Genomic DNA, 23,914 nt, shown 5'->3' on the forward strand with positions numbered 1-23,914 from the left:
AGATTTCAAACTGACCCACTACCGAACATTGCGGTTGGGTGGATTCGCCAGTTTGGTTTCAGGTAGAAACGTGCCCCGCTCCCCGTCATCAGGTGCGCCGCGGCCAAGCATCATGAATCCAGTTTCATCAGCGCCAGCGCTGCTCGGCCGTTGGGCCAGTAGGGGTTGCCGAGCGATTCCGCCATCTCCTGATGGTGGTAATTGAGTGCCTCTATTATCCCGACCGTCTTTCCTGCCGCCTCCGCTGCAGCGGCAAAATCGCGACTTTGGTGCTGGAACTCCGGCGTTTCGTAAGTGCCGTAAGTAACAACTACCGGCGCGTTCAACTCGTTGATATGCCGCTGCGGGCTCATTTTCCTCCGCCATCTCATCGGTGAAATTGACATAGCCGCCACGCCATGAAAGTCGCACCGGCTTCATCTCAAACAGGCCACTCATGCAGAGACCGCCTTTGATCGTGCCGGTGGGCAAGCCGAATTCCTTCATCCAATCCGTAGTGAGAGCAACGCCGCACAGATGGCCGCCGGAGGAATGACCCCCAACGTAGAGGCGATCTGGATCGCCGTCGAAAGTTGCCGCGTTTTCGTGCACCCAGGCGATCGCTCGGCGCACCTGCGCAGCGAGCACGCCGAGATCGCCATTCACGTTGGTCACTGAGGCGAAATCGATCGCGATAAAGTGCGCACCGGCCTTGACGAACATTTCCGCAGCATAGGCGCAATCCCTCGCCGAGCCGCCGCGCCAAGTGCCCCCGTGAACAAACAGGAAGATTGGCGCCTTGGGGCGATCGGTACGGAAAATATCGAGCTTCTCGACTTCGCTTGGTCCGTAAGCGACGCGAAGTGGCAAGCCAATCCGGTCCCGGGCGGCTGCGCTGTTCGCGAAGATCCGATTGGTTGTCCGGCCTTCCAGCGGCTCGTAATGTACTTGGCTGTACGCTGCGTCGAGCTCGACCTGGTCATAGTCCCTGAAAACGAGCGGACCCTTCTGGTGGGATGGTGGTCCGATCTGGCAGCGCTGCGCCGCAGCTGGTGTCGCGACTGTGGCAACGGCAACCGCGAGCAGTGTCCTGCGCGTGATATTTCCATTGTATGATCCGAATCTGATCTGCATCATATCCTCCCTGTGCACGGATGGTCCGAGAGCTACGGAAGCATACTCGACAAACCCGTGCGCTCCCCTCGAACTCTACGGCAGCACTCACTCCCCCAACGCCGCCGGGGTCGGCGCCACGTCCACGAGATCGACCACCGCAGCGGGAATGGCGTCGCTGACAACGAGCGCATCACCATCGCGCAGAATCTCGAAATCGATCGACGGCTGGCCGGCCGACTGGGGCACGGAAATGGTCACGCGCTGCCCGGGGGCGAGCGTGGAGATCATCCGCAGCGGCAGCGCGTCTGCTCCCGATGCCAACGTCGTCACGATCCGGTAGCCGTCCCGCTCGACTGTATAGTAGACGATGCCGTCGAAGGCGGCGAGATGAACGCTATGCCCGTTGCCTGGCGCCAGTTCGGCCGCAGCCGAGATCCCGGTCCAGGCGAGGCCGGCGAATGCGAATGCTGCGAAAAATCTGGTCATGGTCATTTCCTCCATCGGGCGGACGCACACAGACAATCGTTGCGTTCCGCCTCTTTCTCGACTCCACGCAGGATGAGCCCGACGGCACCATTCGTAACGAGAGCAGCACGATGGGCTGACGAAATCGGACGAAATCTTCCGATCGCCGACTAAATCCTCGACGATTGCTGGAATGACGGCGGGCTTTGCTGTAGATTGACCGCAACGAGACCCAACCGGCCTCGCCCCGCGGGGAACGTTCCGATGGACAGTTCGGCGCTGACGCCGATTCGCCTGAACGGCCGCACGGTCGACCTTCAGCGCGGCTGCATCACGGACCAGAGCGGGCATGTTATAGCCCTGCGGCCGCAGGCCATCGAGGTACTGAAGGTGCTGGCCGCCCGGCCAGGAAAAATCGTCACCAAGGATGAACTGATGCAGGCGGTGTGGGGAAACCTCGCCGTCACCGATGATAGCCTTGTCCAGTGCGTCATCGAGATCAGGAAAGCGCTCGGCGACGAGCGGCACGAGATCGTCCGGACCCTGCCGAAGCGCGGCTATGTGCTAGAGGCGGAAAAGGCGATCGAAGATAGCAGGAAAGTTGCCGGCGCTCGGTTGCGCGGGCTACGCAGCAAATCCTGGCTGGGCCTCGCCGCCGGTCTCATGATCCTGATCGGTGCAGCCGCCGCCTATCTCCTTCCGACAACGAAATCTGGCGCCGAGGCACCGGCTATCGCCGTGCTGCCCTTCGAAAACATCAACGGCGACGACAGGTGGGACCGTTTCGCCACCGGCGTGACTGAGGACATCATCACCGATCTGGCCCGCTACCGCGATATATCGGTAATCGCCCGGACCTCCGCCGAATTCTATCGCGGCAAGGCCCACGATGTGCGCGAGATCGGCGAAGCGCTTGACGTCAAATATGTGCTGGAAGGCAGCCTGCAAGTAGATGGCCACCGCATGCGGGTGACGGCACAGCTGATCGATGCCGAGACAGGAGCACATGTCTGGTCGGAGCGCTACGATCGCCTCGCAGCGGAACTGCTCGAAGTTCAAGACGAGATCACGCAGAAAATTGCGACCACGCTTACCGGCTGGCAGGGTCAGGTGACGGAGGCCGAGCGCACGCTGGCGCGACGCAAGAATGCAACTGGCCTCAATGCGTATGATTACTGGCTGCTGGGCATCGAAGCGAAGCACAAGATGACCGTGGCGAGTCAGCTCGAGGCGCGGGCGTATTTCGAGAGGGGGCTGAAGCTCGCTCCCGATTTCATGCCGCTGGTGCGCGACATGGGGATCACCTATGCGATCGAGATGGAAATCGGCTCGGTCATCGACTTTCCAGCATGGGTCGATGCCCAGCGGAAGTATGCAGAAAGAGCGCTCGCCCTAGACCCGAACGACTCCACCGCAAATTTCACGATGGCGGTGGCCTACGCCTACCAGAACGACAGTGAACAGGCGGAACGCTATCAGAAGCTCGCGCTGCAGTTTGGTCCTAATAATGCCGACACAATGATGCAGCTGGCCTGGACTTACGCCGGCTGGCAGACGGAGCGCGCCCTGGAGCTTGTGGAACGGACGCTGAAGCTCAACCCGCGCTATCCCTCCTGGTGGAATTTTCCGATCACGCAAACCTATTTCGCGGCGCGCCAGTTCGATGAAGCTTACACGACGGCGAAGCAGCTCGGCGAGTCGCCCAGTCAGGCCGCCTTTGTCGCCATGAGCGCCGCGCAGATCGGAAAGAAGCAGGAAGCAGCCGCCGCCGCGGCCAAGGTGCTGCGTATGAAGCCCGACTGGACGGCGGAGAGCATGTTTCCGTATCCAGCCTTCTCGGACGAAACCCTACTGGCCGAAAGCGCCGCCAAGGCCGGACTTCCGGTCTGCATGACGGTCGAGCAGGCCAAGACCGATACCGGCATGTTCCGCATGAAGCAGTGCGAAGCGGAGCGCGTGAGGACCGCGCTGAATTAGCGCCGGTCTCGCTGTATCTGGGAAAGACTGGCCCAGACCGACACAGACGGCGGACATGACCCTTTCCAAACCGAAGGTGGAATCGAAAGACCGGCTTCCAGCGTTAGGCGTCAGGCAGTCGGAACCGGTATTCCGTCACATGGTGGTAGATCTGGCCCGGCCATAGCGTGGCCTGCGGGAAATACGGCCGGTTCGGCGCGTCCGGCCAGACCTGCGGCTCCAGGCAGAAGCCCGAGTAAGCCTTGTAATGAACCGCCCCGAGCCCCGGCGAAGCTGGCGCCAGATACTGGCCGGTATAGAGCTGGACGCCCGGTTCCGTGGTCCACAGCTCCATCTCGACGCCGGAATTCGCGCCTTGCGCCCATGACGCCAGCTTGAGCGGCCCGCGCGTCGAGGCAAGGCAGAAATTCTGGTCGTAGGGGAGCTGCTTGCCCTCGCTCTCCATGCGCAGCGGCCGCGCCTGACGGAAATCGAACGGCGTGCCGTCGACCGGCTTCACGACGCCGGTCGGGATCAGGTCGCCATCGACCGGAAGATAGGCGCCGGCGTTCAGCATCAGCCGGTGATCGAGGACATCGCCGGCGCCGCCGTCATCCAGGTTGAAATAGGAATGCTGGGTGAGATTGCACAGCGTCGGCTCCTCGCAGGTGGCGGTCAGCTCGACGCTGAGCGTGCCTGGGATCTTCAACCTGTAGGTGCAGGTCACGTCGAGCGCGCCGGAAAAGCCCATCGTGCCGTCGGGATCATGCAGCGTCAGCGTGACAAAATCCCTGCCATGCAGCGAAACCTCCCACGGCCGGTGCGAAAAACCTTGCGAGCCGCCATGCAGCGTGTGCTTGTCGAGGAAGTTGCGCTCGGTCTGGTAGCGCTGGCCGGCGATGGTGAAGCGGCCATCGCGGATACGGTTGGCATAGCGTCCGACGACGGCGCCGAAGAAGGCCGTATCCGTTTCATAGGGCTCAAAACTGTCATAGCCGAGCACCAGCGGCGCATCGTGGCCGGCCAGCCGCAGATCCTGAATGATGGCGCCAAGCCCGATGATGTTGGCGGTGAGGCCGCCGCCGCGGATGCTGAAGCGGCGGATGGCCTCGCCCGCTGGCGTCGTACCGAAAACCTCGCCGTCCTTCATCGCCATGCCCGAAACGCCAGTTGGTTGATCGATCCCCGCCCGGCCTCTCGGGCCGGTTTGGGTCCATTGGCAGTCAATGGACCCCTGCCCAATCAGAGGCCGAGGCCGCCGATGCAGACATATTTGGTGTCGAGATAATCCTCGATGCCCTGATGTCCGCCTTCCTTGCCGAGGCCCGATTCCTTGACGCCGCCGAACGGCGCCTCGGGCGTGGTGATGAGGCCTTCATTGACGCCGACCATGCCGTATTTCAGCCCTTCCATGACCCGGAAGGCGCGGCCGAGATCGCCGGTGTAGAAATAGCAGGCGAGGCCGAACTCGGTGTCATTGGCGAGTGCGATCGCCTCCTCTTCGGTTTCGAACTTGAACACGGGTGCTACCGGGCCAAAGATCTCTTCCTTCATGAAGCGCATCTTCGGCGTGGCGTCGGCGATCACCGTCGGCTGGAAGAACGAACCGCCGAGCGCATGGCGCTTGCCGCCAGCGACGACCTTGCCGCCCTTGGCGGTGGCGTCGGCGATCAGTTCCTCGACCTTCTCGACTGCCTTCTCGTCGATCAGCGGCCCCTGCTGCACGCCGTCATCGAGGCCGGAACCGACCTTCAGCCCGTCGCTGGCGGCGGCGAGCTTTTCGACGAACTTGTCGTAGACACCAGCCTGGACCAGGAAGCGGTTGGTGCAGACGCAGGTCTGGCCGGAATTGCGGTATTTGGCGGTGATCGCGCCGGCGACGGCGCGCTCGATATCGGCGTCGTCGAAGACCAGGAACGGCGCGTTGCCGCCGAGTTCCATCGACACCTTCTTGACGGTGACGGACGACTTCTGGATCAGGATCTTGCCGACCTCGGTCGAGCCGGTGAAGGTGATCTTCTTGACCAGCGGGTTGGCGCAGATCTCGTCGCCGATCTCGCCGGCTGCGCCGGTCAGGATGTTGATGACGCCCTTGGGGAAGCCGACCTCCTCGGCGAGCGCGCCCCAGGCGAGGCCGGAATAAGGCGTCTGCGACGCCGGTTTGACGACCGCGGTGCAGCCGGCGGCAAGTGCCGGGCCGAGCTTGCGGGCCAGCATCGAGGACGGGAAATTCCACGGCGTGATGGCGGCGATGACGCCGACCGGCTCCTTGGTCACAAGGATGCGGCGGTCCGCCCAGGGCGACGGCACGACATCGCCATAGGTGCGGCGGCCTTCTTCGGCGAACCACAATATGTACGAGGCCGCCGAACCGATCTCACCCTTCGATTCGAACAGCGACTTGCCCTGCTCGATGGTCAGCAGCTCGGCCAGCACATCCTGGTTGTCCATCATGGCGTCATGCAGCTTGCGCAACAGCTTCGAGCGCTCGAGCGCGGTGGTCTTGCGCCATGTCTGGAAGGCGGCGTCGGCAGCTTCGATGGCGCGGCGCGTCTCGACTTTGCCCGACTTCGGCACGGTGCCGATCTTGAGGCCGGTGGCCGGATTGTTGACGTCGACCGTCTGGCCGCTGTCGGCCTGCACCCACTCGCCGTTGATGAGATTGGCCTGGCGCATGAAATGGCTGGTTTTCTGAAGCATGGTCTAGCCTCCGTTCGGCGCGCTGACGGGCCGCTATCTGGATTTCCTTGACGGGCGTGCGCACTGGCATCGATGCCGGCACGCCTGGAGCCACTGCTCTTTACCTAGGGCAAGCCCCGCAATCAATCGCAAGATGGCATATAGGGTTTGGGCCAGCACAAGGCGAGGCCGATTTGCGCTCCCGTTGTTGCTTGGGGATGTGTGAGGAAACGACCGGACCGGTGGCTCCCGAGAACCGGAACGGATCGTAACGTTTGGGTATATGAGTACCGGAAGCACCAGGAAACCGCCCTTCGCAGGCATCAATATCGATCATACCTATCCAAACACGTGGACCACCACCGTCAGCCAAAAGGCCGTGGTGACGACCGCGCAGGCGGTGGCGATGGTCATCTGGTTCGATGCCAACGCCTGGCCGGTGTTGAACTGCGTCGCAATCAGGTACGAATTCACCCCAGATGGCAGCGCGGCGGCCACGACGGCAACTTTCGCCGACAGCGGCGGCAGGCCAAGCAGCCAGACCAGGCCGAGCGCGACGGCCGGCATCAGCATCAGCTTCAGCGCCGACAGCGCCAGCGCCGGCCGTACATTGCCGGAGATGCCGAAACGGCACAGGCCCAGCCCCATGGCAAACAGCGCGACCGGTCCGGCGATGTTGGCCAGCGCGTCGACCAGCCGGACGGCCAGCGCCGGCAATGGCAGGCCGGTGATACGCCACACCCATCCGGCCAGGATGCCGATGATCAGCGGATTGGAGAGCAACTTTCGAAAGAAGCGCCGGATGATGCGCAGCGGATGCACATGCTCGTCACCGCGGCCAAAGATCTCAAACAGGATGATCGATGCCATGATCATCGTCGGCAGATGCACGGAAATCAGCAGCGACAGCACTTCGAATCCACTTGGCCCGAATGTGCCGAGGAAGAACGGGATGCCGAGCAGGACGAGGTTGGAAAAAGCCGACGACACGCCGCCGACGACCCCGGCACGCGAGTCGCGCCCGAACACCCGGGTGATGACCAGGTGGCCTGCGGCCCACGTCACTGCGGCAGCCGTAAAATAGGCTCCCCAGAACAACCAGGGCGCGGTGCCATGGAAATCGGCGTTGACCATGGTGCGGAACAGAAGCAGCGGCATCGCCACCCCGACGGCGAATTCGGCGATGGCCCCACCCGCCTCGGCCTTCAGATAGCCGGTGAGCCCGGCCAGATAGCCGAGCGCGACAAGGCCGAAGACAAAAAGGACGGTTTCGATGAGTGGGGACATTTTTCCCCTGATAGGCGAGCCGGGATTTGAGCGCAACCGCCCCGCCTTGCAAGGCGGTCCGTTCTCGCAAACAGCCGGGATAGGTGATGCCTTGTTTTTCAGCCGGCTTTGCCGTCCCTATATGCGGTCACCGGAACCCACCTCCGGTGACCGGAAAAGGACGCCTGATGCTTCGATCTGTGCTGGCTCTATTGCTGCTCGTCATTCCCGCCGCGGCCCACGCGACCGAAGCCGGCTGGGCGCTGTTGCGCGACGGCGGACATGTCGTGCTGCTTCGCCACGCCATGGTCACCGGCACTACCGATCCGGCGAATTTCGACATCGAGAAATGCGCCACCCAGGTCAATCTCTCGGTGCGCGGCAAGCAGCAGGCACGCAAGATCGGCGCGCTTTTCGACGCCCGCGCGGCGCCGGTCGAGCGCGTGCTGTCCAGCCGCTATTGCCGCGCCCTCGACACGGCTCGCACCGCTTTCAGAGAAGAGCCCGAACCCTTCGCTCCGCTTGACCTGCTGAAGACCGACGCCAGCGAGAAAGCCGCCCAGCTCGAGGCGATCATGAACGAGATCAGCGCCTATTCCGGCTCCGACAATGTGGTCATGGTCACCCATCTGGAGAACATCATGGCGCTCACCGGCATCTCGCCGCGCGAAGGCGAAGCCGTGATCGTCGAGCCGCAAGGCGACGGCCTGCGCGTCCTCGGCCGCGTCACCTTTTGATCAGTGCTGGAGCCGGACCTATAGCTGACCTTGGGCGAGCGGTTTGAAGACGTTGTCATTGCCAGCCGCCTACGCCTCGTCCGCGATCCATTCGAGCGAGGCGCCATGCGGGTCGGTCCAAGCGACAGGGGAGCCGTTCACAGATAGGAGGAAGCGGCCTGGCGGCCAGCTTTTTCCGGCGCGTGTGGCGATGGACGGGAACACGCGAGGGAACTCGTTCGATACCCAATACGGAGAAAGACGCATCACCTGTTCTGCGAAGGCCTCTCTGTCTGCCGGATCGGAGACATAGTCGAGGACGGCCGTGTGAAAGACAACGAGGGTAGCGTCCTTTGGCGCTTCGCTGCAGAGCCGCACGAGGTGGCTTCCGCGCAGGTCGCCCTTCACCACCCGAGGCTTGACTGTGGCAGCGATCTTTAGGGCCGCCCGCAGATTGGCAAGCCGCGCCGTCTGCTCCGGCCAGACCAGCGTCTCAAGCCATGCGACTTGCGAGGGGTTTGAAGCATCGATCGGACTCAGGTCCAATCCCGCTCGCCAGACGACATGCGGCGGGGCCGTCGGCAATGGCGTTGTCTCGCTGGCCGAGCATCGGAAGACAGGCGGTTCCGAGGCCATGACGGGTGCGCGGAGCACCGTGCGCCCGTAGTCGTAGCTGTAGAGGTCGGGCATAAGGCAGAGCCCTGCGGAAGTCCCGACCTCCAGGAGGGCCAGCGGCTGCGGCAGGCGCGCCAGGACGGGCAGCAGTGTGGCGCACCTTCCCGGCTCGTTGGTTTGCGTCGAGCGCTCGAGCATGAGCGAGCGGACAAGCTCGGGGTGCGCCAGAAGCGCATGGCGAAACTCGGTCCACCCTGTCGGTGTGCCGAACAGGTGACGCACCACGGCAAGCAGAAGATTCGGTTGCCGCTTCATGTCCGGGAGGGTCGACAGGAAGCCGAGTGTCTCACGGTCCCCTGCGACAGCACGAGCCAACTCCTCATAGAGCGGTGAGCGACTGCGAGCTTCCGTGTCGGCGAAGCGAAGATACCGGGTTGAGATCTCTGCCAAGCCCTCCTCGCCCATGTCCGCTGATCCCCGATCCCGACGTCTCGTCGCAGCACACGATCCACGGATCAGATTGGAGCCAGGCGCGGGTCCCGTCGTCAAGATGGCGGGTGCTACGCTTTTGCGGTAGCCCAATGCCTCGTCACTTCCGGCTGCCCCTCGAAAGAGGCCTCGAAGGTTGGCGCGGCCAGTATGGCCTGCATGTGCAATGTCGCGCTTCCGGTATTGCGAAAGCCATGCCAGCGGCCGGCCGGCACGATGACTGATTGTCCCGTCGATACTGTTTCTCGTTCATCATCCAACCACAGCTCGGCTTGGCCTTCCAGCACGGTCAAGACTTCCTCGACGGGATGGGTGTGAGTACGTGTGCCACTTCCTGGTGCGACCCACTGTTCGAATATGCACAGCGTGGCTGCCTCGGTGACCGCAGAAACGCGCATTCTGGTCGACACGCCGGGACGCCACTCTTCTGTCGGCTGAAGGTTATGATCGGTAATCTGCATGATCCCCTCTGTTGGCAGAGTAGCACGCCGCGTCAGCCGGGTCTCCCCAGTCGGCGTGAACAGCGGAAAAACGCGGTCGACCGGCCCCGACAGCACGATGCTGTGCTGCGCTCAAGATGCTTCGTGATCCCCCTCCCCGCTCGTTTCCGCCAGACGGTGGCTGTCTGCCGCACTGAGTTCCAACCCGTAGATGCGCTTCAATTGGCCGATTGTTTCCAGGGTCGCCGGGAAAACGGCGTCTGGCCTTCGAAGGCATGCCGCACGATGCCCTCGATGAGGTCACCCAGGCTCATGTCGAGATACTCGGCCGGGGCCCTGGCCACCGTCACCAATCGTTTTTCGAGGCGCACTCCGGTCTGCACGCGTCCTATGGTCATAGATTTCTGTACCACGGGTACACCAGCGATGGGATGGTTGCGGCAAATCGCCAGGAGGGTCGCCAACGGCTCTTCTTGCGTTTACGGAGTGGGTATCCCATCTGCGCCCGGCGTTCAGGCCTTTTCCTGCTCGGAAAAACCGATTAGACAGCGCGCAAACACCAGCGGACAGATTCCGCCCGCAACCGAAGGAAAAGCCCTTGTCCACCACGTTCGACAAAGTCGCCAAGATCATCGCCGACACCAGTGAGATCGATATCGACACGATCACCCCCGAAAGCCACACCATCGACGATCTCGGCATCGACAGCCTCGACTTCCTCGACATCGTCTTTGCCATCGACAAGGAATTCGGCATCAAGGTGCCGCTTGAAAAGTGGACGCAGGAGGTCAATGACGGCAAGGCCTCGACCGACGATTACTTCGTCATGAAGAACCTGTGCGCCAAGATCGACGCGCTGGTCGCGGCCAAGAACGCCTGAAAATGGCTTGTTTTCCAGCCTGATCCACAACAGCCGCCCCATGAACCCTCGCCCATGAGCCCCCACGACGTCGTCATATCAGGCATCGGCCTTGTCTCTTCGCTGGGAGAAGGTCCGGATGCGCATTGGCGCAAGCTCGTCCAGCCCGGCCTGGAGCCGGTGCTCGAAGCCGCCCGCTTCTCGCCCTACACCGTCCACCCGCTGCCGGAGATCGACTGGAACCTGCAGATCGCCAAGCGCGGCGACCAGCGGCAGATGGAAACCTGGCAGCGGCTCGGCACCTACGCCGCCGGCATGGCGCTGGACGACGCCGGCATCAAGGGCAATGACGATCTCTGCACGACGATGGACATGGTGGTGGCTGCCGGCGGCGGCGAGCGCGACGAGGCGGTCGACGCCGACATTCTCGCAGCGTCCGAAAGCCGCAACGACCGCGACGTGCTGCTCAACGAGAAACTGACCACCGAATTGCGGCCGACGCTGTTTCTGGCGCAGCTTTCCAACCTGCTCGCCGGCAACATCTCGATCGTCCACAAGGTAACCGGCTCGTCGCGCACCTTCATGGGCGAGGAAGGTGCCGGCGTCGCCGCCGTCGAGACAGCCGCCGCGCGCATCCGCTCCGGCCAATCGACGCATATCCTGGTCGGCGGAGCGTTCCAGACCGAACATTCCGACATGCTGCTTGGCTATGAGCTGGCCGGCTACCTGCATCGCGGCCCCTGGAGGCCGGTCTGGCAGAGACAGGGCCTGGACGGCGGCGGCGTGGTGACTGGATCGGGCGGTGCGTTTCTCGTCCTGGAACAGCGCGAGCACGCGATCAGCCGCGGGCGAAAGATCTATGCCGAACTCGGCCCGGTCGTATCCGGACGCGCCATACGCCGGCAGGGCGAGCTCGATGCCGAGATTGCCGCGCTGCTCAGCCAGGCGGCATTGCCGAACGGCGAGCTGCTGACGATTTCAGGCGCTTCGGGTGCCCATGCCGCTACCGCTGCCGAGAAATCGGCGCTCGACGCCAATCCGGCGATTGCGGCACGCGGTTTTTCGACGCTGACCGGCCACATGAAGGAAGCGCAGTTTCCCTTCGCCGTGGCGCTGGCTGCACTGGCTGTCGAACGCAAGGCCGCCTACCCGGTTTTTGACGCCGCCACCGAGAAGCCGTTCAACGGCATTCCCACGACCGTACTTGCAACGGCGATCGGCTATCACCAATTCGAGGGCATGGCGTTGGTCAACGCCGCCTAGAGGGTTCGGGACAAAAATATGGCCAATCTGAACGACCACATGGGCAGGCCGATCGTTGCCGTCACCGGCATCGGCGTGGTGACGTCGCTGGGCGTTGGCAAGGCCGACAATTGGGCAGCGCTCACCGCGGGCACGTCCGGCATCCATCCGATAACCCGCTTTCCGGTCGACCATCTGAACACCCGCATCTCCGGCACGGTCGATTTCCTGCCGTCGAGCTCCAAGGGCGCTTCCCTTCTTACCTACGACCTCGCCGAGATCGCCGCGCAGGAAGCCGTGGCCGAAGCCGGCCTCGATTCGGGCGATTTCGGCGGGCCGCTTTTCCTCGCCTCGCCGCCGGTCGAGCTCGACTGGAGCGAGCGCTTTTCGCTGTACAATTCCGACAAGCACGACATCGGCGCCGAACGGTTGCTTCGCGTGGCGCGCGGCTTGAAGGGGCTCGATGTCTTTGAGACCACCCAGTTCGGTTCGATCGCCGACCGGCTCGCCGACCGTTTTGGCACGCGTGGCCTGCCGATCACGCTGTCGACGGCCTGCGCCTCGGGCGCCACCTCGATCCAGCTCGGCGTCGAGGCGATCCGCCGCGGCGAATGCGACCGGGCGTTGTCGATCGGCGCCGACGGCTCGGCGACCGCCGAAGCGCTGATCCGTTTCTCGCTGCTTTCAGCGCTCTCCACGCATAACGACATCCCCGAAAAAGCGTCAAAACCCTTCTCCAGGGATCGCGACGGTTTTGTCCTCGCAGAGGGTTCTGGCGCGCTGGTATTGGAATCGCTGGAGGCGGCACTCGCCCGTGGTGCAAACATCCTCGGCATCCTGCGCGGCTGCGGCGAGAAGGCCGACGATTTCCACCGCACCCGCTCGAAGCCGGACGGCTCGCCGGCGATCGCGGCGGTTCGCGCCGCGCTCGCCGATGCCGGCTTGGGCGAGGACGAGATCGATTATGTCAATGCCCATGGCACCTCGACGCCGGAAAACGACAAGATGGAGCATTTGTCGCTGTCGACCGTGTTCGGCGAGCGGATCGGCTCGATGCCGATCTCGTCGAACAAGTCGATGATCGGCCACACGCTGTCGGCCGCCGGCGCCGTCGAGGCGGCGTTTTCGCTGATGACCATGCGCGAAAGCGTCATCCCGCCGACCATCAATTACGACAATCCCGATCCGGCGATCGTGCTCGACGTGGTGCCGAACCAGAAGCGCAACGCCGAGGTCGGCACGGTGCTGTCGAACTCCTTCGGCTTCGGCGGCCAGAACACCTGCCTTGTCATGGCGCGGGAACCGGTCTAATGCATGTCGCCCAAAAGTGCGAAGCGGTTTTGGGACAACGACATGCATAAAAAACAAAAGCTTAAAGCGCGTCGGCTGAATCCGTTTCAACGCGGCGCGCTTTAAGCGACCGTTCTTCGCCAACAGAACCGACAGGCTCCATGCGTGCATTGCAACTTATCGAGGACCGCCGCCTTGAAACGGTGGACCTGCCGCTTCCGCCGCAGCCTGCGCTCGGCGAAGTGACGCTGCGCATCAAGGCCGTGGCGCTCAATCATATCGACGTCTGGGGCTGGCGCGGCATGGCCTTCGCCAAGCGCAAGCTGCCGCTGGTCGTGGGCGCCCCCCCCCCGGGGGGGGGGGCGGGGGGGGGCGGCGGGGGGGGGGGGGGGGCCCCGCGGGGGGGGGGGGGGGGGGGGGGGGCGCCCGCGTCTCCGGTCTCGTCCCCGGGCAGCTTGTATCGATCTACGGCGCGCGCACCTGCGGGCTTTGCCGCGCCTGCCGCGAAGGCCGCGACAATCTCTGCGAGCATGTTTCGGGCGTGCACGGCTTCCATCTCGACGGCTTTGCGCAAGAGAAGATAAACCTGCCGGCGCGCCTGCTGGTCCCTGCCCCGCCCGGCGTGACCGACGTCGGCGCCGCGGTCGCGCCCGTCACCTTCGGCACGGTCGAGCACATGCTGTTCGACAATGCCAGGCTGCAGCCCGGCGAAACCATCCTGATCCATGCCGGCGGCTCGGGCATCGGTTCCGCCGCGATCCAGCTGGCGAAGAAGATGGGCTGCACCGTGATCACCACGGTTGGCTCGAACGACAAAATCGACAAGGCGAAGGCGCTTGGCGCCGATCACGTCATCAACTATCGCGACGACCGTTTCGAAGGCGTCGTGCGCAAGCTGACGAAGAAGAAGGGCGTCGATGTCGTCTTCGAGCATGTCGGCGCCGACACCTTTGCCGCCTCGATGCTGTGCCTGAAACGCGGCGGCCGCCTGGTGACCTGCGGCTCGACCTCGGGCGTGTCGACGCAGATCAACCTGATGCAATTGTTCCAGCAGCAGCTGAAGCTGCTCGGCTCGTTCGGCTGTCGCATGCAAAACATGGCCGACGCCATGCAGAAAATGGCGGCGGGGCTGGTTTCTCCGGTTATCGACACCGAAGTCGGCTTCGACGGCATCGAGACCGCACTGAAGCGCATGGAAGGCCGCGACGTGTTCGGCAAGATCATCCTGCGCGTCGGCTAGACCATGATGCTGCTGTCTGAAAACATCATGGTCTAGGAATGGTCGGCAACGCCTTCAAGAAGCTCCGCCGGGACCTGGCGTTCCGCCACGGCAGGCGACTGCGCCAGTTCAACTACTGGCTGCTGGCGCGCCTCGCGATGACGATGATTTGGCTGCTGCGTCTGCTGCCGGTCGACAGTGCGCTCAATTTCGCCGACCGCGCCGCCCGCCGCATTGGCCCTTGGGTGGGGCGCCATAACGTCGCCATTTCCAATCTGCGCAAGGCTTATCCGGAAAAGAGCGACAAGGAGATCCAGGCCATCGCCTCCGACATGTGGGGCAACATGGCTCGCCTTGCCGCGGAATACGTCTTTCTCGATGCCCTGTTCGACTACGATCCCGCCGCGACAAAACCGGGCCGCATCGAGGTCAAGGGGGTCGAGCACTTCGTGCAAATCGCCGGCGAGCAAAAACCGCATATCATCTTCACCGGACATCTCGGCAATTTCGAGCTGCTTCCGGTGGCGGCAGCCACGTTCGGCATGAACATCACGGCGCTGTTTCGTCCGCCCAACAACCCCTACCTTGCCGACTACATCCTCTCGACGCGCCGCTCGACCATGGGCTCGCTGCTGCCCTCCGCGACCGGCGCTTCATTCGCGCTGGCGGCCATCCTGGAGAAAGGCGGCAATATCGGCGTGCTCGTCGACCAGAAATTCTCGAGCGGGCTCGAAACGACTTTTTTCGGCCGCCCATGCGAGAGCAACCGGGTCCTGGGCACCCTGGCGCGGCACTATGACTGCGATGTCTATCCGGCGCGCTGCGTGCGCCTGCCGGGCAACCGCTTCCGGCTCGAGATCGAGGACAAACTGATCTTGCCGCGCACCGCCGGCGGCAGTGTCGACGTCCATGGCACCACCCAGCTGCTCAACGACGTGGTCGAGCGCTGGGTGCGCGAGGATCCCGGCCAGTGGATGTGGTTCCACAAAAGATGGGAAATCAGCGGCCCGCGCGGGCAGCACAAGCGGGCGAGGAACCGCGGCGAAGCCGCCTGAGTAGAAGTGAGTGACAGCAATTATGCTATTGTTGGCAATGTTCTAATTGCGCCACCGACCCCGCCCGGTTGCCGAGGCGGGTTTTTGTTTAGTCACCGATCACTCTGTGGCCTGTCCTGGCAAGACCAATCAGCCAACCGAAGGGGCGCCATAGCGAAGCCCATCCACCAGCAAGCCAACCATCCGTCGTGCCTGGTCGGGGCCTCCACCATAGCGGTCTGGTGAGCAGAGCCTGGCAATCGCGAACAATAGTTCTTTCGCATCAACGTCCGAGCGAACGTCGCCCGCTTCGGTCGCGGCATCCAGCAAGGCCTGCAGCGCGGGCCGAAGTTTCTCAAGAAAATACAGCGGCAAGGACTCATATGCCGGATCGCCGGAGGAGAAGGCCGCGGCGAGTCCACGCTTGGCAGCGATAAAGTCCACGTAACGCTGCATCCATCGGGCAAGCGCTTCGCCGGGTTCATATTCGGCGGCAATGGCAGATGCAGCATTTGCGCAGGCATCCACTTCGTTACGGAAGACCGCCACGATCAGGTCCGAACGCTGCGGAAAATGCCGATAGAGCGTACCCACGCCAACGCCGGCCTTATCGGCGATCTCTCGCACCGGAGCATCGACCCCCGAAGCCGCAAACACTGCCATTGCTGCTTCGAGCAGCGCCTTGGAGTTGCGTTGCGCGTCCGCACGCACGCGTCGATCCGTCGAGTTTACGGGCTCCAAGCCACCACCCCGCTCCTCCGATTTGTCGTCCATGATTTTTCCACTTGATAAACGGAACGATGTTCCGTATAAAACGGAATGCAGTTCCGATTGGGAAAATTAGCACAGCATGGCGCCGTTGCCTACACGTCAATGCAAAAAGAGGAGATCACCATGCGGGTCAAACCTATTGCCCTGGTCACTGCGGCCAACAAGGGAATCGGACTCCAAATCGCCAGGGACCTGGCGACGCACGGCCTCACGGTGCTCGTAGGGTCGCGCAAGTTCGAGCATGCGGAGACGGCTGCAAACAGCATCGGCGCGGATGCCCGCGCCGTCCAACTCGATGTCACGAAACAGGCCTCGATTGCCGCCGCGGCAAAGCGCATCCGTAACGAGTTCGGTCGCCTCGACGTCCTGGTGAACAATGCAGGCACTTCCGATGCGGGAAAGCAGGGCATCTCGCATGCGGCGCCCCTCGAGGGACGCGCGGTGTTCGAGACCAACGTGTTCGGCGTCGTCGCCGTCACGCAGGCGATGTTGCGGCTGCTTGGTGAAGCGCCGGCGGCACGCATCGTCAGCGTCGACCCGTCCAGTCCACAGCGCGCGTTGTTCGGCCCTGTTTACAGCCCCTCGGAGACTGCCCTCGATGCGACGACGCTCGCCTTCGCCATCGAATTTGAGGATGCCGGCGCCGACGCTGCCTGCCCCGGCTTCACTTCGACGAACCTCAACAGCTTCGAGGGCACGGCCGAACGGGCCGCGTGAGTCCTTCGCCTCGCGCTCCTCGACGCTAACGGGTCCGATGGGCATGTTCCCCCAGGATCAGGCGGCGCACCCTGGCTCCGGTGCCGATCGAGCCCACGTCGTGATCTGCGATCTTGGGGCGGGTCGAAAGGGTCTATCGAGATTGATACCGGAAAGCCGCGACAAAGGCCGCAAAGGCGGGCGATTGATTGCGTCGGCTGGGGTAGTAAAGATGATAGCCCTGGAAGGTCGGGCACCAGTCGGCAAGGACTTCCTCGAGCCGACCACTCACAACATAGGGTTGAACAAGATCCTTCGGTGCATAGGCCAAACCAATGCCGTCGAGGGCCGCGTCAAGCGCCGGCGCGATATTGTTCAGGGTCAGCTGGCCGTCCACACGGACGCTGAACTCGCGTCCGTTTTTCCTGAATTCCCACGCATATAGCGCGCCTGAACTGGGAAGCCGCAGATTGATGCAGTTGTGGTCGGTCAAGTCCTGAGGGCTTTTCGGCGCAGCCCGACGAGCGAAATAATCGGGTGAGCCGACGACGGCATAACCGACATCGGGACCAATGCGAACGGCCACCATGTCACGGGCGATTGCCTCGCCAAGTCGAACGCCGGCATCGAACTGACGCTCGACGATGTTGGTGAAGCCGTTGTCGACAATGAGCTCCACGTTGATGTCCGGGTAGTCTCGCAGGAACGCTGGCAGCCTGGGGCGAAAGACCAGATTGACGGCATCATCGGGGCACACGATACGGATCTGGCCCGAGGGCTGGCCGCGCAGGGCGCTGATCGCGCTGATCCCGGCGGCAATGCTTTCGAAATGCGGCTCGATGCTTTCGACGAGGCGTTCTCCGGTCGCCGTGGGCGCCACATCGCGGGTCGTGCGAGAGAGCAGACGGACGCCAAGCCGTTCCTCCATTGCCCTGATCGTGTGGCTGAGGGCCGATCGGGTAACACCCAATTTGGCCGCCGCTCGCGTAAAACTACGCTCCCGAGCGACCTCAAGGAAGGCTCGCATCTCACTGAACTCGTCACGCGGCATTGGTGAGCTCCGTTCACTACGACATGCAGATTATAGCTGCTAGTCTGACAAGACCAGCCCGGCTACCTAGTCTGTCGACGGACAGGAGCGCACGAATGGCTATCGAACTGACACTGGATGACACGCTGGCGGCCGAAGGGGCGGTAACGCCATGGGCCGCCGTCACCTGCCTCTCGCTTTTGACCTTTCTCCTCGTCGGCCTGGAGTTCATGCCGGTGAGCCTGTTGACTCCGATTGCGCAGGACCTGGCCATCTCGGAAGGCCAGGCCGGACAGGCGATCGCCGTGTCGGGGCTCTTTGCCGTGATCACCAGCCTGTTCGGCAACGCACTCCTGGCCAGGTTCGACCGGAGAACGGGTCGTCCTGCTGTACACGGCAGTGCTGGTCGCATCGAGTTTGGCTGTTGCCCTCGCTCCCAACTTCCTGGTGTTTCTGGCCGGACGGGCCCTGGTCGGGATCGCGATCGGCGGCTTCTGGTCGCTCTCCACGGCCATTTTGGCGCGCCTGGCCTCAGGCTCCGACCTGCCCAAGGCGATCGCCCTGCTGCAGGGCGGAACTGCATTGGCGATCGTCATCGCCGCACCGCTCGGAAGCTTCCTCGGCGAATTGATCGGGTGGCGGGGCACCTTCTTCGTCACAGTCCCGGTCGGCGTCGCGGCGCTCGTCTGGCAACTGGCCATTCTGCCGAAGATGCCGCCGATGGAGGCCGTTTCGGTATCCAGCATGTTCCGTCTGCTGCGCAATCGGACATTCACCATCGGCATGGCCGCAACTGGGTTCGCATTCATGGGAATGAATTCGCTGTCGATCTATCTGCGCCCATTCCTTGAAAGCGTCACCGGCCTCGATGTGAACGTCCTGTCGCTGGTGCTGCTGGGCCTCGGCCTAGGCGGCCTGGCGGGACTGTCCATCGCCGGCTTTGTTCTCCGGCGACACCTCACCGCCGTGCTGATCGGGCTGCCGAGCGCGCTTGCGCTCCTCGCCCTGCTCCTGATCGCAGTGGGACCGGTGCTTTGGGCCACGGCTTCGCTTCTGGTTCTTTGGGGGCTGTTCAACACCCCGATTCCGGCGGCGTGGGGTACATGGATGGCTCAGATCATTCCCGACGATCTTGAAGCTGGAGGCGGGCTGCAGGTCGCATTGATCCAGTTCGCCATCGCCGGCGGCGCTTCCGCGGGCGGCATGCTGTTCGACGCTGCCGGCTGGTGGAGCGCCTTCCTGCTCGCCGCCGCCCTGCTGGCGGGCTCAGCCCTGCTCGCCGCTGCCGCCAGCCCTCGCGCTGCTGCGGTACCTTTGATCGCGGAGGGACAGCGCCCGGACAGCGCCCCCCTCTGTCCTGCCGGACAGAGGGGGGCGCGAAGGATCACTACAGAGCGCTTTTATTCTGAACCGCCGCATTGTTGGCTGGGCTGGGCATTGCTGCGCTGCCCGACTTCCTTACCGACGTGCCGAGGGTACATTGAGACAAGTGATGGCGGATTATCCCTCGCCAGAGGCGGGGATCTATGTGGTGCGGCCACCTGGCGGGATTGCGCCCAGAAAGGTGCGTGCGCTGATTGACATCCTAATCGAATGGTTCGGCGCCCGTTGAGCGCAATCATTGCGACCTTCGGGTGGTGATCGCGGCGCAACGGCGAGAAAGCGCAGCCGACACCGGTCCCTTCGCCATCTCGGGCCACAATCTCGATGGACTTAGAGCGGGTGGTTTTAGCCGCATTTCTGCGACGCCAGGAGAAAAGTGATCCTGATCGGTCAAAGCATTGCCTCATCGGCCGTAAGTGCATGCTCTCGCGTGCCGGAGACGATGATCTCCAGGACCTCATGCTCGTCGGTGTTTTTGATGTAGCGATCGCCGACGTTCTCGCCGCGCTTAAGCACCATCACGCGGTCGCCCACAGCGAAGATGTCAACGAGGCGGTGAGAGATGATGATCTGGGCAACGCCCTGCTTTTTCAGTTCCAGCATGGTTTCGAGCAGCCGCTCGGTCGCCATCACCGAGAGATTGGCGGTCGGCTCGTCGAGTATCACCACGCGCGGCTGAAAGGAGATAGCGCGGGCAATCGCCACCGATTGCTGGCGGCCCCCCGAAAGGCTCTCGACCCTTTGATAGACGGAGTTCACGTCGACCTTGAGCCGCTTCAGCACACTGTCGGCTTCCGCGTACATTTTCCGCCGATTGACGAAAAGGCCCCTGCGCGGCCAACGGCCAAGAAAGATATTCTGACCGACATCCATATTCCCGCAAAGAGCGAAATCCTGATAGATCATCTCGATGCCGGCGTCGCGGCTTTCGTGCGGGCTCTTGAAGTGCACCGGCTGCCCGGCGACGAAGATCTCGCCGCCCGCGTCGCGCTGGTAGGCGCCGGTCAGGATCTTCATCAGCGTCGACTTGCCGGCCGAGTTGTCGCCGACGAGGCCCAGGATCTCGCCTGGATAGAGCACGAGGTCGACGTTGCGGAGCGCCTGCACCGCACCGAAGGCTTTTTCGATGCCCCGCATTTCTACGATCGGTGCGGGCCTGGTCGCGTCACGCATGGGTCGTTTCCGCCGTTCTTGTGCGCCGCGCGAGGCGCGCCCGCAGGCGGCCGAAGATGTTGGCCTGGCGCACCCAGATGTCGATCAGCACCGCCACGATCAGGATGCCACCGATGAAGACGTTGATCCAGTGCTGCGGCATGGTAAAGCCTTGGACGTTGAGCTGCAGCAGCGCCCGGATCAGGGTGATCACCGCCGCCCCGGCGAGCGCCCCGATCACGGTGCCGTAGCCGCCGAAGATCGAACCGCCGCCGATGATCACCGAAGCGATGGCGTCGAGCTCGCGGAACTGGCCGGCTACCGGGTTGAAGCTGCGGAAGTAGGCGACGTTGATGATCCCGGCCATTGTCGCGCAGAGCGCCGCCAGCATGAGCGCGAAGAACCGCACCCGGTTGGTGTTGATCCCGGCATAAGCGGCGGCGCGAATGTTGCCGCCGGTCGCATAGACCTTCTGCCCGAACGGCATGTAGGCGAGCACGACGCCGGCAATGAGGGCGACCAACAGCATCCAGATAGTCTGGACGCTCACCACCTCGGCGATCGAGCGCAGCAGCCCGTCCGGCAGCGAGATGCGGTAGTGCAGCAGGATGTCGTTCACCTTGCGGCCAAGCAGGTTGTAGCCCTCGGGCCAGCCGGTGAGCTGCTGCCCGGCGACGAACCAGGCGGCGAGGCCGCGGGCGATGTAGAACATGCCGAGCGTGGCGATAAAGGCCGGCAGCTTGAAGCCGACGGTGACGATCGCGTTGACGAGGCCGGCGCACATGCCCGCCAGCAGGCCCATCGCCACGGCGGTCACGGGGTCGGCGCCGAGGACCTTGAGGAAATAGGCGGCTGTGCTGCCGGCGAGGGCAAGCACCGCCCCGACGGAGAGGTCGATATCGCCGGTGGCGATGACGTAGGTGAGCCCGATGGTGATCAGCGCAAGCTCGGTGTAGTTGAGCAAGATAGCGAAGCTGTTGGACAGGTTCCACCAGTAGTCCGGCCGGAGCGCGAGGCCGGTCAGCCACAGGAGCGCGGTCAGGATGATGGCGAGCGCGTCGCGCCGGGCGAGGAACTTGCCGAACCCAGTGGCCGACAACGCCATGTCGGTCGCCATCGCGCCCTTGGTCTGCACCCCCTCGATCGCGATGCCGCCGATCTCGTAGGCCGGTGGCGGCGGCCGGCCGCGGAGCCAGGCCCAGAGGCGCCCTGCCACCTGGCGGCGGATGAGATAGGGCTCGATGAGCACAGCGACGACGAGTAGCAGCCCGAGGAACACCGGCACCGCGCCGACCGGTAGCGAGAAAACGGCGTTGACCGTGATCTCCTCGTCGCCGATCTTGATGATGCGCGTGATCGGCCAGCCCTCGCGCAATACCTTGTCGAGCAGCACCACCAGAAGGGCGCCAAGGCAGGATCCGGCGACCCGGCCGCGGCCGCCGAGGATCGAGGCGCCGCCGATGATCACGGCGGCAATGACGGTCAGCTCACCGCTGACGCCGTAGAGCGGCGTCACGCCCTTGTTCTGCGCAGCTGACATCAAGCCGGCCAGCGCCGCGCAGAGCGAGGAGATCAGGAAGGCTCGGATGCGCACCCAGTTGGTCGGGATGCCGGCATAGGACGCCGCCTGCTCGTTGCCGCCGGTGGCGAAGGTCTCGTAGCCCCAGCGCGTCTTGGCAAGCACATAGGCGCCGATCACGGCGACAACGAGGAAGATCACGATCTGGTTGTTGAAGCCGAGGAGGTTGGTCTCGCCGAGGTGAAAAAAACCCGGATAGCCGGTCGCCTTGGCAGGGTAGTAGATCGCCTGGCCGTGAGTGAGCGCCAGCACGAAGCCGCGGCCGATGAAGAGGACGGTCAGCGTGGCGATGAACGCCGGCACCTTCAGGATGGTGACGAGCACGCCGTTGATCAGCCCGATCAGCGTGCCGAGCAGCAGGCAGAGGATCGCCGACGTGACGACGCCGAGGTCAAGGAAGTTCGGCGCGAACAGCCTGGCAAAGACGACGGCGACTAAGCCGTAAGTTGAACCGACCGAAAGATCGAGGTCCTTGTTGACGATGACGAAGGTCACTCCGACCGCGATGATGGCAACCCGCGAGGTGTCGCGGAGCAGCGAGTGAAACGCTCCTGTTGACCCGAAGAACGCGGGATTGACGAGAGCGCCGCCGAGATAGAGCAGCAAAAGCAAGGCAACGAGCCCCACCTCCCAGCCGCCGACAATCTGGGACGGCGCACGGCCGAGCGATGTGGTCGCGGTAGGCGCCATGGTCTCTTCTGGTCGATTTCCCTGCTGCCGCACCGCGGGAGAGCCTGCGCCCTCCCGCAGTGATTTCAGACGAGCGGACTCTCAGTTCTCGAAGCGCTTGCCGACGTCCTCGACGGTCTCCTTCGTCACGAGTTGGGCGCGTGTGTCGAGGTTGGCCGCCGCGATGCCGCGATCGATCTCCAGATAGAGCTGCATGACCGGCCAGAAGCCCTGCAAGAAGGGCTGCTGCCCGAGCGCGCCGGTCAGATCGCCGCTCTTCATCGCATCCTGCTGGGCCGGGCCGAGGTCGAAACCGTAGGCGCAGATCTTGCCGGTCAGTCCGGTCTGAGCGACGGCCTTGGCAAGCGCCGGCGTGAACACGTTGTTGCCGGCGAACGCGCCAACGACGTCGCCGCGCGATTCAAACAGCGTCACGATGCCGTTCACCGGATCATTCGGATTGGTGTCGATACCGGTGTTCTCCGGACCCGCGTCGACCTTGAAGGCATCAAGCTTGCCGGCATCCCTCAAGCCCTTGACGATGGCGTTGAAAGCCGAAGTGACGCGGTTGTTCACCTCGATGTTGCCCATTGCGGTCGACGACGGCAGGACGATCGAACCCTTCTCGATACCCTTGTCCGCGAGGCACTTGACGAGCGCCTCGCCGGCGATTGCGGCAGCGGAGGCGTCCTGGCCGGTGTGGCCGATGCCGCTGCGGTTGAGGAGCGTGCCGTCAAAGGAATTGGTCGTAGCGACCGGTATCCCCTTCGCCTCGGCGGCCTTGACGATGTCGTTGTAGGCGCCGACCTGGGGCGTTGTCATGATCAGCCCGTCGATCGTCGGATCCTGCACGATCTGGTTCAGGATTTCGATCTCGCGGGCAGGGTCGTCGGTCGGCGATTCCGAGCCGAGCAGCAGGACCTTGGCGCCGATCAGGTTGCCGGCGACGGTCGCGCCGACGTAGACCGGATCGAAGAAGCCATTGCCGGCAGTGTGTGTCACGATAGCGAATGTGAGGTGACCATCGGCCGAATGGAAGTCCTTGGTACCGGGGGCCTCCTTTGCGGCTTCTTCGAAGCTGTAGCCGCCGACCGCCTTGTCGACGCCGCCCGATTGTGCGTAGGCGTTCGATACGCCGAGCGATAACGCCGCGGCACATGCCGCGAGCGAGAAAATACGTTTCATGATTATCCTCCCTTGCAACCAACGGTCGGAAGCCGTTCGGGCGCATTTATTCAGGATTCCGAATGCTCCCTCCCACCCGGTATA

Annotated in this window: 20 protein-coding genes and 3 pseudogenes; 10 read left to right on the forward strand and 13 right to left on the reverse strand. The window is 63.5% G+C overall.

Annotation, left to right across the window (positions count from 1 at the left end; genetic code table 11):
- Nucleotides 1-18: 18 nt before the first annotated feature.
- Together AC0L2R_RS22105 and AC0L2R_RS22110 are read right to left on the reverse strand one after the other, a co-directional pair.
- Nucleotides 19-1,113, reverse strand: coding sequence for an alpha/beta hydrolase (locus tag AC0L2R_RS22105; protein WP_473511541.1), 1,095 nt, complete (start codon nucleotides 1,111-1,113; stop codon nucleotides 19-21).
- 87 nt (nucleotides 1,114-1,200) lie between these two features.
- Nucleotides 1,201-1,581 carry a hypothetical protein gene (locus AC0L2R_RS22110; RefSeq protein WP_473511542.1) on the reverse strand — a complete coding sequence of 127 codons (381 nt, stop codon included), beginning with the start codon at nucleotides 1,579-1,581 and terminating at the stop codon, nucleotides 1,201-1,203.
- A 243-nt stretch (nucleotides 1,582-1,824) separates the two neighbouring features.
- Here AC0L2R_RS22110 and AC0L2R_RS22115 point away from each other — a divergent pair, with 243 nt between their 5' ends.
- A complete protein-coding gene (locus tag AC0L2R_RS22115; protein WP_473511544.1) occupies nucleotides 1,825-3,537 on the forward strand; it encodes a winged helix-turn-helix domain-containing tetratricopeptide repeat protein in 1,713 nt (570 codons plus the stop codon).
- 103 nt (nucleotides 3,538-3,640) lie between these two features.
- Here AC0L2R_RS22115 and AC0L2R_RS22120 read toward each other — a convergent pair whose 3' ends face one another.
- The 3 genes from AC0L2R_RS22120 to AC0L2R_RS22130 all read right to left on the reverse strand — a co-directional run bounded on the left by AC0L2R_RS22120 (nucleotide 3,641) and on the right by AC0L2R_RS22130 (nucleotide 7,482).
- Nucleotides 3,641-4,672 (reverse strand): aldose epimerase family protein, encoded by a 1,032-nt coding sequence (locus AC0L2R_RS22120; RefSeq protein ID WP_473511545.1) that lies wholly within the window; start codon nucleotides 4,670-4,672, stop codon nucleotides 3,641-3,643.
- 86 nt (nucleotides 4,673-4,758) lie between these two features.
- A complete protein-coding gene (locus AC0L2R_RS22125) occupies nucleotides 4,759-6,216 on the reverse strand; it encodes an NAD-dependent succinate-semialdehyde dehydrogenase (protein WP_128246872.1) in 1,458 nt (485 codons plus the stop codon).
- Between the two features lie 318 nt (nucleotides 6,217-6,534).
- Nucleotides 6,535-7,482, reverse strand: a complete 948-nt coding sequence (locus tag AC0L2R_RS22130; RefSeq protein WP_287219327.1) for an AEC family transporter — start codon at nucleotides 7,480-7,482, stop codon at nucleotides 6,535-6,537.
- Nucleotides 7,483-7,649: 167 nt separating this feature from the next.
- Here AC0L2R_RS22130 and AC0L2R_RS22135 point away from each other — a divergent pair, with 167 nt between their 5' ends.
- Nucleotides 7,650-8,198, forward strand: a complete 549-nt coding sequence (locus tag AC0L2R_RS22135; RefSeq protein ID WP_023802971.1) for a histidine phosphatase family protein — start codon at nucleotides 7,650-7,652, stop codon at nucleotides 8,196-8,198.
- A 69-nt stretch (nucleotides 8,199-8,267) separates the two neighbouring features.
- Here AC0L2R_RS22135 and AC0L2R_RS22140 read toward each other — a convergent pair whose 3' ends face one another.
- The 3 genes from AC0L2R_RS22140 to AC0L2R_RS22150 all read right to left on the reverse strand — a co-directional run bounded on the left by AC0L2R_RS22140 (nucleotide 8,268) and on the right by AC0L2R_RS22150 (nucleotide 10,119).
- On the reverse strand, nucleotides 8,268-9,257 hold the full coding sequence (locus tag AC0L2R_RS22140; protein WP_473511546.1) for a DUF2332 domain-containing protein: 990 nt from the start codon (nucleotides 9,255-9,257) through the stop codon (nucleotides 8,268-8,270).
- A gap of 95 nt (nucleotides 9,258-9,352) precedes the next feature.
- Nucleotides 9,353-9,742, reverse strand: coding sequence for a cupin domain-containing protein (locus tag AC0L2R_RS22145; RefSeq protein ID WP_473511548.1), 390 nt, complete (start codon nucleotides 9,740-9,742; stop codon nucleotides 9,353-9,355).
- Nucleotides 9,743-9,939: 197 nt separating this feature from the next.
- Nucleotides 9,940-10,119: a hypothetical protein gene (locus AC0L2R_RS22150; protein WP_473511550.1), complete on the reverse strand. Its 180-nt coding sequence runs from the start codon at nucleotides 10,117-10,119 to the stop codon at nucleotides 9,940-9,942.
- Between the two features lie 200 nt (nucleotides 10,120-10,319).
- Between AC0L2R_RS22150 and AC0L2R_RS22155 the strand changes: the two genes are divergently transcribed.
- From AC0L2R_RS22155 to AC0L2R_RS22180, 6 genes and pseudogenes are all read left to right on the forward strand, one after another.
- Nucleotides 10,320-10,601, forward strand: a complete 282-nt coding sequence (locus tag AC0L2R_RS22155) for an acyl carrier protein (protein WP_006335407.1) — start codon at nucleotides 10,320-10,322, stop codon at nucleotides 10,599-10,601.
- Nucleotides 10,602-10,655: 54 nt separating this feature from the next.
- Nucleotides 10,656-11,843 carry a beta-ketoacyl-ACP synthase gene (locus AC0L2R_RS22160; RefSeq protein ID WP_473511552.1) on the forward strand — a complete coding sequence of 396 codons (1,188 nt, stop codon included), beginning with the start codon at nucleotides 10,656-10,658 and terminating at the stop codon, nucleotides 11,841-11,843.
- Nucleotides 11,844-11,861: 18 nt separating this feature from the next.
- Nucleotides 11,862-13,133 (forward strand): beta-ketoacyl-ACP synthase, encoded by a 1,272-nt coding sequence (locus AC0L2R_RS22165; protein ID WP_236386415.1) that lies wholly within the window; start codon nucleotides 11,862-11,864, stop codon nucleotides 13,131-13,133.
- Between the two features lie 140 nt (nucleotides 13,134-13,273).
- Nucleotides 13,274-13,457, forward strand: a pseudogene (locus AC0L2R_RS22170) (zinc-binding dehydrogenase); the annotation flags it as partial.
- 80 nt (nucleotides 13,458-13,537) lie between these two features.
- Nucleotides 13,538-14,352 (forward strand): annotated as a pseudogene (locus AC0L2R_RS22175) (zinc-binding dehydrogenase); the annotation flags it as partial.
- A gap of 38 nt (nucleotides 14,353-14,390) precedes the next feature.
- Complete coding sequence (locus AC0L2R_RS22180; RefSeq protein WP_473511554.1) at nucleotides 14,391-15,386, forward strand: lipid A biosynthesis lauroyl acyltransferase; 996 nt, start codon at nucleotides 14,391-14,393, stop codon at nucleotides 15,384-15,386.
- 129 nt (nucleotides 15,387-15,515) lie between these two features.
- Here the strand turns inward: AC0L2R_RS22180 and AC0L2R_RS22185 are convergent, their stop codons facing one another.
- Nucleotides 15,516-16,139: a TetR/AcrR family transcriptional regulator gene (locus AC0L2R_RS22185; protein WP_473511555.1), complete on the reverse strand. Its 624-nt coding sequence runs from the start codon at nucleotides 16,137-16,139 to the stop codon at nucleotides 15,516-15,518.
- Between the two features lie 120 nt (nucleotides 16,140-16,259).
- Between AC0L2R_RS22185 and AC0L2R_RS22190 the strand changes: the two genes are divergently transcribed.
- Complete coding sequence (locus AC0L2R_RS22190) at nucleotides 16,260-16,853, forward strand: SDR family NAD(P)-dependent oxidoreductase (protein ID WP_473511556.1); 594 nt, start codon at nucleotides 16,260-16,262, stop codon at nucleotides 16,851-16,853.
- A 133-nt stretch (nucleotides 16,854-16,986) separates the two neighbouring features.
- Here the strand turns inward: AC0L2R_RS22190 and AC0L2R_RS22195 are convergent, their stop codons facing one another.
- Nucleotides 16,987-17,883: a LysR family transcriptional regulator gene (locus tag AC0L2R_RS22195; RefSeq protein ID WP_473511557.1), complete on the reverse strand. Its 897-nt coding sequence runs from the start codon at nucleotides 17,881-17,883 to the stop codon at nucleotides 16,987-16,989.
- A 95-nt stretch (nucleotides 17,884-17,978) separates the two neighbouring features.
- On the opposite strand from AC0L2R_RS22195, the pseudogene AC0L2R_RS22200 reads away from it, so the two are divergent.
- Nucleotides 17,979-19,164, forward strand: a pseudogene (locus AC0L2R_RS22200) (MFS transporter); the annotation flags it as partial.
- 471 nt (nucleotides 19,165-19,635) lie between these two features.
- Here the strand turns inward: AC0L2R_RS22200 and AC0L2R_RS22205 are convergent.
- The 3 genes from AC0L2R_RS22205 to AC0L2R_RS22215 form a co-directional block, all read right to left on the reverse strand.
- Complete coding sequence (locus AC0L2R_RS22205; RefSeq protein WP_473511558.1) at nucleotides 19,636-20,418, reverse strand: ATP-binding cassette domain-containing protein; 783 nt, start codon at nucleotides 20,416-20,418, stop codon at nucleotides 19,636-19,638.
- Nucleotides 20,411-22,666 (reverse strand): ABC transporter permease, encoded by a 2,256-nt coding sequence (locus AC0L2R_RS22210; protein ID WP_473511560.1) that lies wholly within the window; start codon nucleotides 22,664-22,666, stop codon nucleotides 20,411-20,413. The genes AC0L2R_RS22205 and AC0L2R_RS22210 overlap by 8 nt, the downstream gene beginning before the upstream one ends.
- Nucleotides 22,667-22,747: 81 nt before the next feature.
- Complete coding sequence (locus AC0L2R_RS22215; protein WP_473511561.1) at nucleotides 22,748-23,830, reverse strand: substrate-binding domain-containing protein; 1,083 nt, start codon at nucleotides 23,828-23,830, stop codon at nucleotides 22,748-22,750.
- Nucleotides 23,831-23,914 lie beyond the last annotated feature (84 nt).

The sequence above is a fragment of the Mesorhizobium sp. WSM4820 genome, assembly GCF_055811075.1.